Annotated in this window: 9 protein-coding genes and 1 riboswitch; of the genes, 6 read left to right on the plus strand and 3 right to left on the minus strand. The window is 66.5% G+C overall.

From position 1 onward, the window contains the following. Positions 1-24: 24 nt before the first annotated feature. The 4 genes from ABR323_RS20250 (at position 25) to ABR323_RS20265 (ending at position 11,572) form a co-directional block, all read left to right on the plus strand. Positions 25-1,821, plus strand: coding sequence for an autotransporter assembly complex protein TamA (locus tag ABR323_RS20250; protein WP_439450646.1), 1,797 nt, complete (start codon positions 25-27; stop codon positions 1,819-1,821). After that, on the plus strand, positions 1,818-5,672 hold the full coding sequence (locus ABR323_RS20255; protein WP_439450593.1) for a translocation/assembly module TamB domain-containing protein: 3,855 nt from the start codon (positions 1,818-1,820) through the stop codon (positions 5,670-5,672). Before ABR323_RS20250 ends, ABR323_RS20255 begins: the two co-directional genes overlap by 4 nt. Before the next feature lie 170 nt (positions 5,673-5,842). Then, positions 5,843-7,990: a S46 family peptidase gene (locus ABR323_RS20260; RefSeq protein WP_439450594.1), complete on the plus strand. Its 2,148-nt coding sequence runs from the start codon at positions 5,843-5,845 to the stop codon at positions 7,988-7,990. Between the two features lie 135 nt (positions 7,991-8,125). Beyond that, positions 8,126-11,572 (plus strand): hybrid sensor histidine kinase/response regulator, encoded by a 3,447-nt coding sequence (locus ABR323_RS20265; RefSeq protein ID WP_135275583.1) that lies wholly within the window; start codon positions 8,126-8,128, stop codon positions 11,570-11,572. A gap of 178 nt (positions 11,573-11,750) precedes the next feature. Here ABR323_RS20265 and ABR323_RS20270 read toward each other — a convergent pair whose 3' ends face one another. From ABR323_RS20270 to acs, 3 genes are all read right to left on the minus strand, one after another. After that, positions 11,751-12,326: a manganese efflux pump MntP gene (locus tag ABR323_RS20270; protein ID WP_439450595.1), complete on the minus strand. Its 576-nt coding sequence runs from the start codon at positions 12,324-12,326 to the stop codon at positions 11,751-11,753. Between the two features lie 88 nt (positions 12,327-12,414). Then, positions 12,415-12,504: riboswitch (yybP-ykoY riboswitch) on the minus strand. A 174-nt stretch (positions 12,505-12,678) separates the two neighbouring features. Next, entirely contained in the window at positions 12,679-13,344 is a 666-nt protein-coding gene (locus tag ABR323_RS20275) for a response regulator transcription factor (RefSeq protein WP_005420420.1), read from the minus strand. A gap of 95 nt (positions 13,345-13,439) precedes the next feature. After that, positions 13,440-15,383 (minus strand): acetate--CoA ligase, encoded by a 1,944-nt coding sequence (acs, locus tag ABR323_RS20280; RefSeq protein WP_439450596.1) that lies wholly within the window; start codon positions 15,381-15,383, stop codon positions 13,440-13,442. Positions 15,384-15,628: 245 nt separating this feature from the next. On the opposite strand from acs, the gene ABR323_RS20285 reads away from it, so the two are divergent. Beyond that, on the plus strand, positions 15,629-17,056 hold the full coding sequence (locus ABR323_RS20285; RefSeq protein ID WP_135275580.1) for a DcaP family trimeric outer membrane transporter: 1,428 nt from the start codon (positions 15,629-15,631) through the stop codon (positions 17,054-17,056). An 81-nt stretch (positions 17,057-17,137) separates the two neighbouring features. After that, a complete protein-coding gene (locus ABR323_RS20290) occupies positions 17,138-18,793 on the plus strand; it encodes an MFS transporter (protein ID WP_135275579.1) in 1,656 nt (551 codons plus the stop codon). The last annotated feature ends 119 nt before the right edge of the window (positions 18,794-18,912 follow it).

The following is an 18,912-nucleotide window of genomic DNA, read 5'->3' on the forward strand; positions in this document are numbered from 1 at the left end:
TTCGCATCGTCACCTTCGGTCGGTATGCTGTGCTGCATGCAGCCAAAGAAATACGCCCTGCCGCTGATGGTCCTGTCGCTGGCCGCCACCTCCGTGGCCCACGCGCGCGGCACCATCGACAAGGTGGACATCAAGGGATTGGACAAGGGCGACGACGCCGCAATCATCGAGAACATCCAGGAATCGCTGTCGTTGTACGACACGATCGGCAAGGAGCAGGGCGAATCGCGCCTGGAGTACCTGCTGTCCCAGGCCGAGCGGCAGACCCGCCAGGCGCTGGAGCCGTTCGGGTACTACAACCCGGTGATCAAGGTCGAGGCACCGCGCGAGGACGAGCACGTACGTGTGCTGATCCATGTCGACAAGGGCACCCCGGTAACCGTGCGCCGCGAGCACATCGACATCACCGGCCCGGCGATGTACGACCAGTACCTGCAGGACGACCTGTCCGCGTTCAAGCCGCGCAAGGGCCAGCGCTTCGTGCACACCCAGTACGAAGCCAGCAAGATCACCGTGACCCGCCGGCTGGCCGAGCGCGGCTATTTCGACGCCGACTACACCCAGCGCCAGGTGCAGATCACCCGCGCCGACAATGCCGCCGACATCGACCTGACCTGGGACAGCGGCCGCCGCTACAACATGGGCCCGGTGCGCTTCGAGCAGGATTACTTCGTCGACAAGCTGTTCGACCCACTGGTGTACTGGGACCAGGGCAGCTACTTCCACGAGGGCAAGCTGGACCGGCTGCGCGAGTCGCTGACCAAGCTCGATTACTTCAGCGTGATCGACATCCAGCCGCGCCCGGACCAGGCCGACGAAAACGGTGAGGTGCCAGTGGATGTGAAGCTGACCCGCGCCAAGCGCACCATCTACAACGCCGGTCTGAGCTACGGCAGCGAAAGCGGCCCGGGTGTGCGCGGCGGCATCGAGCGGCGGTTCCTGAACAACCGCGGCCACAAGATGAACACGCAGCTGGACTATGCGCAGAAGCGCAAGAGCCTGGTGACCAGCTACCGTATTCCCGCCTTCAAGTGGCTTGATGGCTGGTACACCTTTGCCGCCAGCGCCTATGACGAGCAGACCGATTACATCGATCTGCGCAACTTCAAGCTGATCGCCAGCCGCAGCGGCGAGATCAACGAGCACTGGACCGCGATTGCGTCCATCAACGCCCTGCGCGAGCGCTGGCGCTACGCTTCGGGCACCGAATTCACCGACGCGGTCTACAACACCTCGACGCTGGTCTATCCGCAGATGGTGGCGGATTACGTACATGTCGACGACGAGATGTTCCCGCGCAAGGGCATCAGCGGCACCGCGACGATGCGTACCGGCGTCGAAGGTGCCGGTTCAGACACCAGCTTCGTGCAGGCCAATGCCGTGCTGCGCTGGTACATCCCGGTAGGTGAAAGCAACCGCCTGATCCTGCGCGGCGAAGGTGGCACCACCTGGACCAGCGACCTGGTGGCGATGCCGCCGAGCCTGCGCTACTTCGCCGGTGGCGACCGCAGCATCCGCGGTTACGCCTATCGCGAGGTCGGCCCGCGGACCCCTGCGCCGGACAAATACGCGCTGGGCGCCAAGAACCTGGTGATCGGTTCGGCCGAGTACGAGCACTACTTCAATGGTGGTCCGTGGGGTGCGGCGGTGTTCGTCGATACCGGCAGCGCCTTCGACAACACCATTGATCTGCATACCGGCGTCGGCTTCGGCGTGCGCTGGAAGTCACCGGTGGGTCCTGTGCGCGTGGATATCGCGCATGGCCTGAACAATCCGGACTCCCAGTTCCAGCTGTACCTGAACATCGGAGCGGACCTGTGAGCACGCCCGCGCCGACCCCGAACACGCCGCCGCGCGTGCGTTTCTACCGCCGCCGCCGCTTCTGGGCGTGGTCCGGTGTGGGCGTAGTCGGCCTGGTGCTGCTGGCCCTGCTGGCGGTGTACTGGCTGCTGCAGACCGTGGCCGGCCGTGACGTGCTGCTGGCCCAGGTGGTGGCGCGGCTGCCGGTGGGCGCCAGCTTCACCTGGGACAAGGTGGAAGGCCCGGTGGCCGGCCCGCTGACCCTGTACAACGTCGACTTCCGCTACGACGACATCCACTTCCACGCCGAGCGTGCACACCTGGAGCCGGACCTGCGCCCGCTGCTGGGCCGCAAGCTGCTGCTGGACAAGCTGGAACTGACCAACGCCACGCTGAACCTGGCCAAGAGTGACGAACCGTTCAAGTTGCCGTCGTGGCCGGATTCGCTGCCGCAGATCGAGATGCCGCTGGCGATCCAGGCTGATGCCATTGCCATCGACGGCTTCCGCATCAGCCAGGCCAACGAGCCGGTGATTGATATCAGCCGCGTGCGCGGTGGCATCGAGATCGCCAATGGCGAGTTCCAGGCGCACACGCTGGTGGTGGACAGCGACATGGGCAATTTCACTGCCCAGGGCCGCTACATCCCGGCCAAGGACTACGACACCGATGTGACTGTCACCGCGGTGCTGCCGGCCCCGCGTGGCCGCACGGCCGCCACTGTCGGCCTGGTCGCACGTGGCGACCTGTCGCACATGGAAGTGGCGGTGGCCGGGCGTGCGCCGAAGCCGCTGCACGCGATGCTGGTGTTCGATGGCCGCACCGATCCGAGCTGGAGCGCCAGCATCCGCAGCGACGAGCTGGATCTGGCGCTGCTGTCGCCGGCACTGGCGAGTTCGGTGATCGCACCGCTGGCGCTGGATTTCACTGCTGCCGGCAAGGGCGGCAACGCCAACCTGCGCGGCAAGGTGAAGCAGGGCGATCAGGAACTGGAACTGGCACCGTCGGTGGTGTCGCTGCAGGACCAGGTGCTGAAGGTCTCGCCGCTGCTGGTGAAGGGCCTGGGTGGCGAAGCCCGGCTGGAGGGCACCGCCGACTTCAGCCAGGAAGACCAGCAGAAGCTCAACTTCTCGGTGGTCGCCCATGATCTGACCTACGTACCGGCGCCCGATCCGAACACCGCCGGCAGCGCGCCGTTGCCGGTGACCCTGAAGGAAGCACGCTTCGGCCTGGCCGGTACCCTGAAGGCCTGGGCGGCGATCGGCCGCGCAGAGGTCGAGCGCGATGCGCAGAAGGCGCAGCTGCGCTTCGATGTGCGTGGCAACGACCAGGCCGCGTCGATCCACCAGCTGCAGGCGCAGACGCCGGGTGGCCAATTGCAGGTGGAAGGCCAGGTGGCGTGGGCACCGCAGCTGGACTGGGATGCCAAGGCCACGCTGAAGGACTTCGATCCTGGCTATTTCGCGCCGGGCTGGAACGGCCGCCTGTCCGGCAACCTGGCCTCCAAGGGCCGCCAGCTGCCGCCGCCGGCAAACGCACCGCCGGGTACCGCCGGCACGCTGGAAGCCACCGTCGATCTGCCCTCGCTGAAGGGCGTGTTGCGCCAGCGCAATCTCGATGCGCAGGGCAAGTTCGCGCTGCAGGGCGCGCAAGGCCAGGGTGACCTGAAGCTGTCGCTGGGCAGCAGTCGGGTGACGGCTTCAGGCAAGGTCGGTGATCGTCTGGATATCGACGCGCGCTTCGAACCGCTGCAGCTGAGTGATCTGCTGCCGGGCGCCGATGGCGGCCTGCGTGGCCAGGTACAGGTGAAGGGCCCGCGCGATGCGCCCGACATCACCGCCGACCTGGTCGGCAACAACCTCAACTGGGATGGCTACGGCGCCGAGAGCGTAAGCATCAAGGGCCACCTGCCGTGGCGCGGCGACAGCGGCACGCTGGCCATCCAGGGCCAGCAGGTCAATGCCGGCATGCTGCTGGAACGCTTGAACGTGGATGCGCAGGGCAGTGTCTCCAACCTGCGCCTGGCTGCGCAGACCCGCAACGAAATGGGCGCGATCGAGCTGCAGGGCAGCGTCCGCCAGCAGGGCGCGAAGTGGAGCGGCGAGCTGGCCACGCTGCGCATCGCACCGGTGAAGGGCGATGCCTGGTCGCTGCGTGCACCGGCGGCGTTCGCGATCAACGGCAGCAACTACACGCTGGGCGAAGCCTGCTTGGCCGCTGCCAGCAGCGGCGCACTGTGTGCACAGGCCAACTGGCCGCGCGAGGGCCTGGTGGTGCGCAGTGATGCGCTGCCGCTGGCGCTGGTGCAGCCGTGGTTGCCGCCGCAGTCCGGCCGCCGCATCAACCTGCGTGGCGATGTCAGCCTGGATGCACAGATCCGCCCGCGCGGCAACGCCTGGGAAGGGCATGTGGAAGTGCGCTCGAAGGAAGGCGGCGTGCGCCTGGGCGAGAACCGCAACACGGTGGGGGACACCACCCGCGGCGAACTGGTGCGCTACGACCAGTTCTCGCTCAAGCTCGACATGACCCCGGCCAGCATCAAGGGCTATCTGGGCATGGGCTTCCAGGGCAACGGCTTCGTCGATGCCAGGATGCAGACCGGCTGGGAAGCCAGCGCGCCGTTGAACGGCGAGCTCTATCTCAACATGTCGCGGCTGTACTGGCTGGAGCTGTTCTCACCAGACATCGTGCGCCCGACCGGCCTGATCGAAGGTCATGTCAGCCTGCGTGGCACGCGCGGCCAGCCGTCGCTGGGCGGCGACGCGCAGCTGAGCAATTTCAAGGGTGAATTCCCGGCGCTCGGCCTGACCTTCGACCAGGGCAAGGGCAGCTTCGTCGCCCAGCCCGATGGTTCGGCCAAGATCACCGCGCAGGCCAACTCCGGCCAGGGCACGCTGTATGTCGATGGTGGCCTGTCCTGGTTCGGTGATGCACAGCCGCTGCAGTTGAAGATCCACGGCGAGAACGTGCTGCTGTCCAACACGAGCGAACTGCGCATCATCGCCAACCCCAACCTGGACTTCACCCTGGCCAAGGCGGCGATGGAGTTGCGGGGCGTGGTGCACGTGCCGGAAGCGGACATCGACCTGGAGCGCCTGGATCGCGGCACCTCGGTCTCCGAAGACGTCGTGGTGCTCGATCCGGCCGACCCGGAAGAGTCGCGCACCTCGCCGCTGGACATGGAGCTGACCGTCAGCCTCGGCGACAAGGTGAAAATGACCGGCTTCGGCCTGAAGGGTGCGCTGACCGGCAAGATGCAGGTCTGGGCCAAGCCGGGCCGCGAGATGACCGCCAACGGCGGCCTGGAAGTCAGTGGCCGCTACAAGGCCTATGGCCAGGACCTGACCATCACCCGCGGCAACCTCAACTGGAACTACAACGCGGTCTCCGACCCGCGCATCAACATCCGCGCCGAACGCCGGATCGGTGATGTCACCGCCGGCATCGACGTGACCGGGCGTGCGCAGCAGCCGCGTGCCGATGTCTGGTCCGAGCCGGCGATGTCGCAGTCCGAAGCGCTGGGCTACCTGGTGCTGGGCCGCAGTCTGACCGGTGCCAGCAGCGACCAGACCCAGCAGGTCAACGCGGCCTCGGCGGCATTGTCGGCCGGCAGTGGCCTGCTGGCCTCGCAGCTGGGTGCCAAGCTTGGCCTGGACGATGCCGGCGTGAGCCAGTCACGCGCTCTGGGTGGTTCGGTCATCGGCGTCGGCAAGTACATCTCGCCCAAGCTGTACGTCGGCTACGGCGTGTCGCTGGTCGGTGCCGGTTCGGTGATCACGCTGAAGTACCTGCTGCGTCGCGGCTTCGACGTGGAAGTGGAATCGAGCACGGTGGAAAACCGTGGTTCGATCAACTGGCGGCGGGAGAAATAACGATGCGGTAGTGCCGGCCGCTGGCCGGCAACTGCACCGTATCTCCGGAGTTCCGTGGGTTGCCGGCCAGCGGCCGGCACTACCGGATGGGTGCCCCCAACCATCGGCCGTTGCCCCCTGCGGCCCCAGCGGCTATGGTCCCGGGCTGTTCTGTCGTACCGGATTGCCTCATGTCATCACGCAAAGCCCTTCCCACTGCCCTGGCCCTGGGCCTGACCCTCGCCGCCGGTGCCCACGCCGATGAAGGCATGTGGATGCCGACCCAGCTGCCGGAACTGGCCAAGCCGCTGCAGGCCGCAGGTTTCAAGGGCAATCCGGCCGACCTGGCCAATGTCACCGCGCCGCCGTTGAGCGCTGTGGTGCGTGCTGGCGGCGGCACCGGTTCGTTCGTGTCCGCCGACGGTCTGCTGCTGACCAACCACCACGTGGCGATGGGCGTGATCCAGTACAACAGCTCGCCCGAGCACGACCTGATCAACGGTGGCTTCATCGCCAAGGGTCGCGCCGACGAGCGCCCGGCCAACCCGGACTTCCGTGTGCTGGTCACCGTCGGCTTCGACAAGGTGACCGACCAGGTGCTGGCGCAGGCGCGTGGCAAGACCGGCCGCGCCTACTTCGATGCCGTCGATGCGGCCAGCAAGCAGATCGTGGCCGAGTGCGAGAAGGACGGCAGCGTGCGCTGTTCGGTGGCCAACATGTACTACGGCACCGACTTCTACCGCATCGCCCAGCTGGAACTGAGCGACGTGCGCCTGGTGTACGCACCGCCGCGCGCGATCGGCAACTACGGCGATGAAATCGACAACTTCATGTGGCCGCGCCACACCGGCGACTTCACCCTGCTGCGCGCCTACGTGGGCAAGGACGGCAAGCCGGCCGCCTACAGCAAGGACAACGTGCCCTACCAGGCGCCGGCGCACCTGCAGATGTCGGTGGAAGGCCCGAAGGAAGGCGACTACGCAATGCTGGCCGGTTACCCGGGCATCACCTACCGCCACCGTACCGCGGCCGAATTCGCCGGCCAGATCGATACCGTGCTGCCGCGCCGCGTGTCGGTGTTCCAGCAGATGATCGACACCATCGAGGCCGCCAGCGCCAAGGATGCGCAGGCGCGCACCCGCTACGCCTCGCAGCTGCAGTCGCTGAAGAACAACCGCAAGCGCGCCGCCGGCGAGTTGGAAGGCCTGCTGCGCAGCGACGCCAAGGCCCAGCGTGCCGCCGACGAGACGGCGATGCTGGCTGCCACCGACCGCACGTACCAGGGCGACATCAAGGCACTGCTGACCAACCTGTCGCAGGGCGCGGCGGTGGGTGAGCGTGACCTGCTGCTGGACCAGATGGCCGCACAGAGCCAGCTGCTGCGCTCGGCGCTGCTGCTGGAACGCCTGCGCATCGAATCGGCCAAGCCGGATGCACAGCGCGAAACCGGCTACCAGCAGCGCGACCAGGCGATGATCGAAGGCGTGCTCAAGCAGGTCCAGCGCCGTTACGCACCGGAGGTCGAGAAGGCGCTGCTGACCACCCTGCTGACCCGCTACCAGCAGCTGCCGGACGCGCAGCGCGTGTCCGAGTTCGACGCGGCCTTCGGCCGTACCCCGGAGCAGCTGGCCAAGGCGCTGGAGACCCTGTATGCCGGCACCCAGCTGGGTGACGAGGCGCAGCGCCTGTCGCGCTTCGCAGCTGCGCGCGAAGGCAAGGCACTGGCCGCCGATCCGCTGATCGCCGTGGCCGGCCCGCTGGTGGCCGCGCAGCTGCGCATCGAGAACGAGAGCAAGACCCGCGAAGGCGAGCAGCTGCGCCTGCGCCCGGCCTACATGCAGGCATTGTTCGCCTGGCGTGCCAAGCAGGGCCGCGCGGTATACCCGGATGCCAACCGCACCCTGCGCATCAGCTACGGCAAGGTCGAGGCGCTGCACCCGCGCGATGGCGTGACCTACTCGCCGGTGACCACCGTGGCCGGTATTGTCGAGAAGAACACCAACGCCTATCCGTTCGATGCACCCAAGCCGCTGCTGGCAGCGATCGCCAAGGGTGACTTCGGCAGCACCGCCGACCCGGCGCTGAAGACGCAGACGGTCAACTTCCTGACCAATCTGGATACCACCGGCGGCAACTCCGGCTCGCCCGTGCTCAACGCCAAGGGCGAACTGATCGGCCTGAACTTCGACAGCAACTGGGAATCGGTCAGCGCCAGCTGGTGGTTCGACCCGCGCTACAAGCGTGCCGTGCACGTGGACATGCGCTACCTGCGCTGGCTGCTGGCCAAGGTCTACCCGGCACCCGAACTGCTGAAGGAAATGGGCGTGCCGGCCCAGTAAGAAGCCGGCCACGACCAACGGTCGTGGCCCGCACCGCGTAAGCCCCCACCTTGGTGGGGGTGGTTGCCCCCAACGAGCCCGTACACCCGGCCACGCCTGGCCTACACTGCGGGTTCTTCCGACGGAAACACGCGCGTGGTCTCCAGCTGGATCCTGCTGCTGGTCTCGGTTGCCTATGCCGCGCTGCTGTTCGGCGTGGCGTGGTGGGGTGACCGCCGGCCGATGTATCCCGACCGGCCGTGGCTGCGGCCGGTGGTCTACAGCCTGGCGCTGGCCGTGTACTGCTCGTCGTGGACCTTCTACGGCGCGGTCGGCACCGCCGTGCGCAACGGCGTGGGCTACCTGCCCATCTACATCGGCCCGCTGCTGCTGCTGTTGTTCGGCTGGCGCATCATCGAGCGCCTGGCGCTGATCGCGCGCAGCCAGAACGTGGTCTCCATCGCCGACTTCATCTCCTCGCGTTTCGGCCGCTCGCGGCGGCTGGCGGCGTTGGTGGCGATCATCGCGCTGATCGGCATCATTCCGTATCTGGCCCTGCAGTACAAAGCGGTGGCGATGAGCCTGCAGGTGCTGACCGGCAACACCGGCCCGACCGGCTTCCTCAGCGATCCGGCGCTGTACGTGGCGCTGCTGATGGCGCTGTTCGCCACGCTGTTCGGTACCCGCCAGGTAGACGCCACCGAGCACCACCACGGCATGATGCTGGCCATTGCGCTGGAATCGGTGATCAAGCTGGTGGCGATGGTGGCGGTGGGCGTGTTCGCCTACGTCTGGCTCAGCGACCGCAACGAGGCGGTGGTGGAGTCGGTGCACACGCTGTTCACCGGGCTGCCGCCAGTGGGGTTCATCTCGCAGACGCTGCTCAGCTTCCTCGCCATCATCTGCCTGCCGCGCCAGTTCCATGTGGCGGTGGTTGAATGCGGTGATGTGCGCGATGTACGTCGTGCGCGCTGGATGTTTGGTGGCTACCTGGTGCTGATTTCAGCGATGGTGCTGCCGATCGCCACGGCCGGCGTCAGCCTGTTCGGCGTGGGCAGTGGCGTTGCCGATGACTCGATGGTGCTGGCGCTGCCGTTGGCGGAAGGGCGCAATGCGCTGGCGTTGATCGCTTATGTCGGTGGCTTCTCCGCAGCGACCGGCATGGTCATCGTGTCGTCGATCGCATTGGCCACGATGGTCAGCAACGACCTGGTGATGCCGGTGCTGCTGCGTCGCAGTGGCGACCACCAGGAAGCGGCCGACGTCGCCTCGCGGGTGCTGTGGATCCGACGCCTTGCGATCCTGCTGCTGGCGCTGATGGCGTACAGCTACTACCGCAGCAGCAGCAATGACAGCACCCTGGCCTCGTACGGCCTGATGGCGTTTGCCGCCGTAGCGCAGTTCGCGCCGGGCCTGATTGGCGGCCTGTACTGGCGCGGTGCCAGCCGCCGCGGTGTCGAGACCGGCATGCTGCTGGGCTTTGCCACCTGGTTGTATACGCTGTTGCTGCCGGCGATGACCATGGCCGGCTGGATGGATGCCGGCTGGGTCCAGGACGGCCCGTTCGGCATCACCTGGCTGCGTCCGCAGCAGCTGTTCGGCATGACCGGCTGGGACCCGCTGACCCATGGCACGTTCTGGTCGCTGCTGGTCAATGCGGCGACGATGATGCTGGTGTCCGCACGCTGGCGGCCTGGCGTCGACGAGCGCCTGCGCGCCGCGCCGTTCCTCGACCCCTATGCCGAGCGCCCGTCGGTGGCCGGTGGCTGGCCCGGCCACGTGCATGTGGGCGACCTGCTCGCGCTGGCCTCGCGCGTGGTCGGCGAGCGCCACGCACGACGTTCGTTCTTCGAGCAGGCGCAGTCGCTGGGGCGTGAGTTGCAGTCCTCGGCACCGGCCGACCGGCCGTGGGTCCAGTTCACCGAGCGGTTGCTGGCTGCATCGATCGGCGCGGCATCGGCGCGCCTGTTGCTGACCAGCCTGCTGCGCGGCTCGGGCATGGACCTGGGCGAAGTGGTGGCGGTGCTGGACGAAGCGGGGCAGGAACTGCGCTTCAACCGCGAGATCCTCTCGACCACGCTGGAAAACATCAGCGCTGGTGTCAGCGTGGTCGACCCGGACATGCGCCTGACCGCCTGGAACCGCCGCTACCAGGATATGTTCGGCTACCCGGACGGCATGCTCTACGTGGGCCGCCCGGTAGCCGATCTGATCCGCTACAACGCCGAGCGCGGCGAGCTGGGCGAGGGCGACATCGAACTGCAGATCAACCGGCGTATCGGCTACATGCGCGCCGGTTCGCCGCACGTGTTCGAGCGCACCCGCAGCGACGGAAAGGTGATCGAGATGCGCGGCCAGGCATTGCCCGGTGGCGGTTACGTGACCAGCTACAACGACATCACTGATTACAAGCACGCCGAGCGCGCACTGCTGGAAGCCAACGAAACGCTGGAACAGCGCGTGGCCGAGCGTTCGCATGTAGCCGAGGTTGCACAGCAGTCGAAGACCCGCTTCCTGGCGGCGATCAGCCATGACGTGCTGCAGCCGTTGAATGCGGCGCGGCTGTTTGCTTCGGCACTGCGCGACAGTGACCATGTGAGCGACGAGCAGAAGCACCTGGCCGAACGCGTGGATGCCTCGTTGCGAGCGGCCGAAGAGCTGCTCGATGGCCTGCTGGATGTGTCACGGCTGGATGCCGGCGGCCTGCACCCGGTCATCGGCGAGTTCGACGTGAGCGCGCTGATGCGCGAACTGGCTGCACAGTACACCCCGGTCGCGGCCGGCCGAGGGCTACGCCTGGACCTGTTCGCACGCCCGGCATGGGTGCGCAGTGACCGCCGTCTGTTGCGCCGCGTGCTGCAGAACTTCATGGCCAATGCGCTGCGCTACACCCGCCAAGGCCGCATCGTGCTGGCGGTACGCCAACGCGGTGACGAGGTGGAGCTGCAGGTGTGGGATACCGGTCCCGGCATTCCCGAACACCACATGCGGCAGATTTTCGACGAGTTCCATCGCTACCAGCAGCCATTCGACTGGGGCGAGCAGGGGTTGGGGCTGGGGCTGTCGATCTGCCAGCGCATCTCGCGCCTGCTCGACCACCGTCTCAATGCACGCAGCCGCGTGGGGCGTGGTTCGATGTTCTCGATCATCCTGCCGCGGGTCGCGCCGCTGCCGGGCTACACCGAGCTGGCCACTCCGGTACAGGCCGTGGCCGCGCCGGTGCGCAGCGATTCGCTGGCCGGCCTGCGCGTGCTGTGCGTGGACAATGACGAAGAGATCCTCGACGGCATGCGCGCGCTGCTCGGCCGCTGGCAGGTGCAGGTGATTACGGCATCGACGGTGGATCAGGCGTTGGAGAAAGTGGCCGAACGGCCGCAGGTGATGCTGGTGGATTACCACCTGCATGACCGCATGGATGGCCTGGATGCGCTGGTGGCGTTGCGCGAAGCAGCCGGTTACCCGCTGCCGGGCGCGCTGCTGACCGCCGATGGCCGCGATGAGTTGAAGCGGATGGCACGCGAGCGTGGCTATCGCCTGCTGACCAAGCCGATCAAGCCGGCCTCGCTGCGCGCGTTCCTTGGCGCGCTGCGTGATGCGCGGTGATGACGGTGAAACGATGCCAGGCAGTAGATCCACGCCATGCGTGGATGCGCACCCGGTAGCGCCGGGCCATGCCCGGCGGCCACCGTAAATGACGCGTCAACCCGCGCCATGCGTGGACGTGACGTTTGGTAGTGCCGGCCGCTGGCCGGCAACCACGTAATCGCTCGCTTCCAGCGCGTTACCCCACGCCGTGCAGGTGCTCGTACAGGATCGTCGCGCCGATGATCACCAGGATCACGCCGCCGATGATCTCGGCACGCTTGCCGACCATGCTGCCCAGCACGCGGCCGAGCATGATGCCGGCGGTGACCATGGTCAGTGTGCACAGGCCGATGACCGCGGCCATCACGCCGATATGCACGTCCATGAAGGCCAGGCCGATGCCCACCGCCATCGCATCGATGCTGGTGGCGAAGCCGGTCAGCGCCAGCTTCCAGAAGCCGTGGTGCTGCGAAGGATCTTCATCCTCCTCGCCGCTGTCCGGGCGCAGGCCGTTGTAGATCATGTGGATGCCCAGCGCGCCGAGCAGGCCGAAGGCGATCCAATGGTCGAAGGCTTCGACATACTGCAGGGCGGCACGGCCGAGCAGCCAGCCGATGACGGGCGTGATCGCCTCGATGACGCCGAAGATGATGCCGGCACGCAGTGCATCGCGGAACACCGGCTTGCGCATGGCCGCGCCCTTGCCGATTGCAGCGGCGAAGGCATCGGTGGACATGGCGAAGCCGATCAGGAGGATCGAAATGGGGGACATGGGCGGCTGTTGAGGTCGGGCTAGGACGGACGCACGGCCTGCGCTCGCGCCCAACCTGACGTTGCGCGCGCGGGCCGCTGGTCTCGCCAACCATCATGGTTGTCCACGCCACGGCGCACTGGCCGAGTATGTTGACGTGGACGATTCCTGCGTAGGAATCCGGCTACTCCCCAAGGGGACGCGAAGCTTAGCACCGCGATTCGCGCGTGGCGCATTTCCAGCGAAACGCGCAGGCACGGCTGGTTTGTATAGCGATGGCTATATCACGGGCGTACGGTAGCGCCGGGCCATGCCCGGCGAGCGTAGCGGCGACGCCGTTTCAGGTGACTGCCGGCCAGCGGCCGGCACTACCTCAGTCTTCTTCCGGCGGCAGCACGATGGCGTCGTCGTCGATCGCCAGCTTGCCGGCCATCAGCACGGCCTGGGTGCGGTTGGTCACGCCCAGCTTGCGCAGGATGGCGGTGACGTGGGCCTTGATCGTCGCTTCGGAGACGTTGAGGTCGTAAGCGATCTGCTTGTTCAAGCGTCCGGCGCCCAGCATCTGCAAGACGCGGAACTGCTGCGGAGTCAGCTCGCGCAGGCGCTGGCCGACTTCGCGTTCTTCGCTGCCGGTGGGCGGCACGTTGTGCGCTTCCGGCGGTGCCCAGGTCTCGCCATCGAGGATGGTGCCGAGCGCATGACCGATGGTGTCCGAATCCGCAGACTTCGGAATGAAGCCCAGCGCGCCGTGGTCGAGCGCGCGCCGCATCACCGTGGCTTCTTCACGTGCGGACACCACCACCACCGGCAGCTGCGGGTGCAGTGAGCGCATGTGCACCAGTGCGTTGAAGCCCTGCGCACCCGGCATGTTGAGATCCATCAGGACCAGGTCGGCGTCGTTGTGCTGGTCGGCCAGGGCGTACAGCGCTTCCACGCTGTCGGCCTCGAACAGTTGTACGCCCGGGATGACCCGCTGCACGGCCCCACGCAGGGCTTCGCGGAACAGCGGGTGGTCATCGGCAATCAGAAGGGTGGTCATGGTCGGGGGGAACCGTGGGGGAAACTGTTTGGGGGCCAAGCCCCTGGGGTCGGAGCCCTTTCCTTGCGGAAAGGGATCCGACCCCGGGTAGTACATCAGCGTACTTTGCGCTCGTCCACCAACGACGCCACCACCGACGGATCGGCCAGGGTCGAGGTGTCACCGAGCTGGTCCGGCGCGTTCTCGGCGATCTTGCGCAGGATGCGGCGCATGATCTTGCCCGAGCGGGTCTTCGGCAGGCCCGGCGCCCACTGCAGGTGGTCGGGCGTGGCGATCGGGCCGATTTCCTTGCGTACCCAGGCGACCAGTTCCTTCTGAAGTTCGTCGCTGGGGGTCTCTTCGGCCACCAGGGTCACGTAGGCATAGATGCCCTGGCCCTTCACATCGTGCGGGAAGCCGACCACGGCCGCTTCGGCCACCTTCGGGTGCGAGACCAGCGCGCTCTCCACTTCGGCGGTGCCGATGCGGTGGCCCGATACGTTGATCACATCGTCCACGCGGCCGGTGATCCAGTAGTAGCCGTCTTCGTCGCGGCGGCAGCCGTCACCGGTGAAGTAGCTGCCCGGGTAGGTGCGGAAATAGGTATCGATGAAGCGCTGGTGGTCGCCATACACCGTGCGCATCTGGCCCGGCCAGGAATCACGGATGATCAGGTTGCCCTCGGTCGGGCCGTCCTTGATCTCGCCATCGGCGTTGACCAGGGCCGGCTGCACGCCGAAGAACGGCAGGGTGGCCGAACCCGGCTTGAGGTCCATCGCGCCGGCCAGCGGCGAGATCAGGATGCCGCCGGTCTCGGTCTGCCACCAGGTATCGACGATCGGGCAGCGGCTGTCGCCGACCACCTCGTAGTACCAGCGCCAGGCTTCCGGATTGATCGGCTCGCCGACACTGCCGAGCAGGCGCAGCGACGCGCGCGAGGTCTTCTTCACCGGCTCCTCGCCTTCGCGCATCAGTGCACGGATGGCGGTCGGGGCGGTGTAGAAGATGGTGACCTTGTGCTTGTCGATGACGTTCCAGAAACGCGAGGTGTCCGGGTAGTTCGGCACACCTTCGAACATCAGCGAGGTCGCGCCGTTGGCCAGCGGCCCGTACACGATGTAGCTGTGGCCGGTGACCCAGCCGACGTCGGCGGTGCACCAGTAGATGTCGTCTTCGCGCAGGTCGAACACCGCTTCATGGGTGTAGGCCGCATACAGCAGGTAGCCGCCGGTGGTGTGCAGCACGCCCTTCGGCTTGCCGGTGGAACCGGAGGTGTAGAGGATGAACAGCGGATCTTCCGCGTTCATGCGTTCCGGCTCGCAGGTGGCCGGCTGGCTGTCCACCACATCGTGGAACCAGCGGTCGCGCGGGGCCTGCATGTCCACCGCACCGCCGGTGTGGCGCACCACCAGCACGGTTTCCACGGTATTGGTGCCGGGCAGCTTCAGCGCGGCATCAACGTTGGCTTTCAGCGGAATCTTTCGACCACCGCGCAGGCCTTCGTCGGCCGTGATGATCAGCTTGCTCTGGCAGTCGCTGACGCGGTCGGCGATCGAGTTCGGCGCGAAGCCACCGAACACCACCGAGTGGATCGCACCGATGCGCGCGCAGGCCAGCATGGCTACCGCGGCGTCGACGATCATCGGCAGGTAGATGGTGACCCGGTCGCCCTTCTTGACGCCGAGGTTGCGCAGCGCATTGCCGAGGCGGCAGGTGCGCTCGTACAGCTCGCGATAGGTGACGTGCTGGGCCGGTGCATCCGGGCCATCCGGCTCGAACAGCAGGGCGGTCTTGTCGCCGCGCGTTTCCAGCTGGCGATCCAGGCAGTTCACGCTGGCATTGAGCTCGCCATCCTCGAACCACTTGATGTGGAAATCGGACAGGTCGTAGCTGACGTTCTTGATCTTCGTCGGCTTGCGCATCCATTGCAGGCGCTCGGCGGCCTTGCCCCAGAAACCATCCGGGTCGGTCACCGAAGCCTGGTACTGCTGTTCGTAGGACGTCTTGTCGATGCGTGCCTTGGCGGCGAACTGCGCATCGACGGGGTAGATATCAGCCATGGCACCCTCACTTGCACGTTGACTTTGTATGTGCGGTCGCAGCATCGCGACGACCGATCCCCCTCAGTTTGCCCCATCCACCCCCGGCCGCGTCACCACCTTGGTTAGACCATGGTCGAAAGTGAGCGTCCTGCAGGGCCGGGTTCGACCAATGGCCAATAGCCGCTGTGCGTGAACGCCCCGCAGTCTCGGCTCGACCGTGCCCCACGCGCGGCATCACCTTGCCACTTGGGAGAGAGGGCAACATGAGCCACCGTACGTTGAAAGCCGTGCGCACACCTTTGGCGGCCTGCCTGTTGGTCGCCCTGGTCGCACCGGGCATGGCGTTCGCAGAGACCGCCAAAGAGAAAGCACTGGAAGCACGCGTTGTCGAACTGGAACGCCAGGTCCAGCTGCTGCTGTCTTCGCAGCAACAACAACAGACCCAGATCAGCCAGACCCAGCAGGCGGTGACCGAAGTCCGCACGGTGCAGGCCGAGCAGAAGCCGGTCGCTGCGGTGCCGGCCGGCAAGCAGCCGATCCAGATCACCACCATCACCCCGGGCGCCGCGCCGGGCACCACGGTCAAGATCGGCGGCTTCATCAAGGCCGACTTCCTGGCCACCCAGACCAGCGACGGCCAGCTGGCCGACGACGCCACCGGCCGCGCGCTGTACCTGCCGGGCCAGACCCCGGTGGAAGGCGCCGGCGGCAGCGGCAAGCGTTCGGGTACCGACTTCAACGCCCACGCCAAGTTCTCGCGCTTCAACCTGGGCATCGACAACGTGAGCGAATCGGGCAACAAGGCCGGTGCGTTCTTCGAGATGGACTTCTTCGGCAACTCGCTCGGCAACCAGACCGCCACCAATACCTACGGTGTGACCCTGCGCCACGCCTACATGTACTGGAACAACTGGATGGCCGGCCAGACCTGGTCCAACTTCATGGACGCGGCCGCACTGCCGGAAGCGGTCGACTTCGTCGGCCCCACCGATGGCGTGATCTTCGTGCGCCAGGCCCAGGTGCGCTACACCCAGGGCGGCTTCAGCGTCGCGCTGGAAAACCCGGAAACCACCACCCTCACCGGCACCCGCAACCCGGTCACCGGCGCGTGGACCAACGCCAGCGCCAACTCCGATCGCGGCAGCCTGCCCGATCTGACCATGCGCTATGGCTGGAAGGGCACCTGGGGCACCTTCGGTGTCGGCGGCATCGTCCGTCAGTTGAAGGTCGACAACCAGGCCACCGGCGCCAAGGCCGACAAGGTGGCCGGCGGCCTGACCCTGGGCGGCAAGTGGGTGATGGGTGACAGCGATTCGCTGCACTACCAGTTCACCGGTGGCGAGGGCATTGCCCGCTACATCGGCCTGGGCATCACCGCCGACAGTGCCTACGACGTGGCCCGCGACGAGCTCAACCCGACCGGCGTGCTTGCCGGCTACGTGGGCTGGCGGCATGCGTTCTCGCCGAAGCTGCGCACCAACCTGATCTACGCGCGCAGCGACTATGACAACGACAGCATTCTCGGTCCGCTGGTGACCAAGAGCGTGCAGAGCATCCGCGGCAACATCTTCTATTCGCCGCTGCCCAAGGTCGATATCGGTGCAGAGCTGATGTATGGCCGTCGCGAAGTGGAGAACGGCAACAAGGGCGACATCACCCGTCTGCAGTTCACCACCAAGTACAGCTTCTAAGAGCGTGCCGGCCAACGGCCGGCACCTACCGAATTGATTGTGTGCCGACCAAGGTCGGCATCTACAGAGGGAAAGCGTCCCATGTCCACAACACCTGCACCGGCGAAAGCCCAACTTACCCAGGGCCACAAGAAGGTCATCTTCGCGTCGAGCCTTGGCACCGTCTTCGAGTGGTATGACTTCTTCCTGTACGGCTCGCTTGCCGCCATCATCGCCAAGCAGTTCTTCAGCGGCGTCAACGAAACCACGGGCATGATCTTTGCTCTGCTGGCCTTCGCCGCCGGCTTCTTCGTGCGTCCGTTCGGTGCGGCCTTCTTCGGCAGCCTCGGCGACCGCATCGGCCGCAAGTACACCTTCCTGGTCACCATCCTGATCATGGGCATCTCGACCTTCCTGGTCGGTGTACTGCCGAACTACGCATCGATCGGTTTCGCCGCACCGGTGATCCTGATCGTGCTGCGACTGGCCCAGGGCCTGGCGATGGGCGGTGAGTACGGTGGCGCTGCGACCTACGTGGCCGAACACGCCCCGGCAGACAAGCGTGGCCTGTACACCAGCTTCATCCAGTGCACCGCCACGCTCGGCCTGTTCATGTCGCTGCTGATCATCCTGGCCTGCCGCTACTTCCTCGGCAACGAGGCCTTCGAAGCCTGGGGCTGGCGCATTCCGTTCCTGGTCTCGATCGTGCTGCTGGGCATCTCGGTGTGGATCCGCCTGCAGCTGAGCGAGTCGCCGCTGTTCCAGCAGATGAAGGCCGAAGGCAAGGGTTCCAAGACGCCGTTCCGTGACAGCCTCAAGGGCGGCAACCTGAAGCTGATGCTGCTGGTCCTGCTCGGCGCCGCTGCCGGCCAGGCGGTGGTCTGGTACGGCGGCCAGTTCTACGCGCTGTTCTTCCTCAGCAGCATGCTGAAGGTCGATGCCACCACCTCTTACCTGCTGATCGCGGCCGCACTGGCGCTGGGCGTGCCGTTCTTCATCTTCTTCGGCTGGCTGTCCGACCGTATCGGCCGCAAGAAGATCATCCTGGCCGGCTGCCTGCTGGCTGCCGTCACCTACATCCCGATCTTCAAGGGCCTGACCCACTTCGCCAACCCGGCCATCGAAGAGGCCCGCACCAACTCGCCGGCCCTGGTCGTGGCTGATCCGAGCACCTGCTCGTTCCAGTTCGATCCGGTCGGCCTGCGCAAGTTCACCAGCTCCTGCGACGTGGCCACCGCCGCGCTGACCAAGGCCGGTGTGCCGTACGACGTGCAGCCCGCCGCCGCCGGTTCGCTGGCGATGGTGAACGTGGGCAGCGCCAGCGTCACCTCGTATGAGGCCGCCGGCCTGACCAAGGAAGACGGCAAGGCCAAGGCTGATGCGTTCGGTGCCGAACTGAAGGGCGCGCTGGTCACGGCGGGTTACCCGGCCAAGGCCGATGGCTCGCGCATCAACATCGCCGGCACGATCTTCATGCTGTGGCTGCTGGTGCTGTACGTGACCATGGTCTACGGCCCGATCGCCGCCTACCTGGTCGAACTGTTCCCGACCCGCATCCGCTACACCTCGATGTCGCTGCCGTACCACATCGGCAACGGCTGGTTCGGTGGCTTCCTGCCGGCGATCTCGTTCGCGCTGGTGGCCGGTACCGGCAACCTGTACTACGGGCTGTGGTACCCGATCATCATCGCGCTGATGTCGGTGGTGATTGGCGGCCTGTTCCTGCGCGAGACCAAGGACGTGGATATCACCAAATAACCGGTGTGCCGACCAACGGTCGGCACCCACCGGGTTTCAGGGGCCGCGGTGCAGACCGCGGCCTTTCTGTTTGTGGGCGCTTACATTCGGCCCGCATTCCGGTAGTGCCGGCCGCTGGC

The sequence above is a fragment of the Stenotrophomonas sp. ATs4 genome (genome assembly GCF_051861585.1).
Classification (GTDB): domain Bacteria; phylum Pseudomonadota; class Gammaproteobacteria; order Xanthomonadales; family Xanthomonadaceae; genus Stenotrophomonas; species Stenotrophomonas maltophilia_AS.

What these genes read in the sequence shown, in the direction of transcription:
- ABR323_RS20250 (WP_439450646.1), top strand. Translation starts at nt 25, where the DNA reads ATGCTGTGCTGCATGCAGCCAAAGAAATACGCCCTGCCGCTGATGGTC.
- ABR323_RS20260 (WP_439450594.1), top strand. Translation starts at nt 5,843, where the DNA reads ATGTCATCACGCAAAGCCCTTCCCACTGCCCTGGCCCTGGGCCTGACC.
- ABR323_RS20270 (WP_439450595.1), bottom strand. Translation starts at nt 12,326, where the DNA reads ATGTCCCCCATTTCGATCCTCCTGATCGGCTTCGCCATGTCCACCGAT.
- ABR323_RS20275 (WP_005420420.1), bottom strand. Translation starts at nt 13,344, where the DNA reads ATGACCACCCTTCTGATTGCCGATGACCACCCGCTGTTCCGCGAAGCC.
- acs (WP_439450596.1), bottom strand. Translation starts at nt 15,383, where the DNA reads ATGGCTGATATCTACCCCGTCGATGCGCAGTTCGCCGCCAAGGCACGC.
- ABR323_RS20285 (WP_135275580.1), top strand. Translation starts at nt 15,629, where the DNA reads ATGAGCCACCGTACGTTGAAAGCCGTGCGCACACCTTTGGCGGCCTGC.
- ABR323_RS20290 (WP_135275579.1), top strand. Translation starts at nt 17,138, where the DNA reads ATGTCCACAACACCTGCACCGGCGAAAGCCCAACTTACCCAGGGCCAC.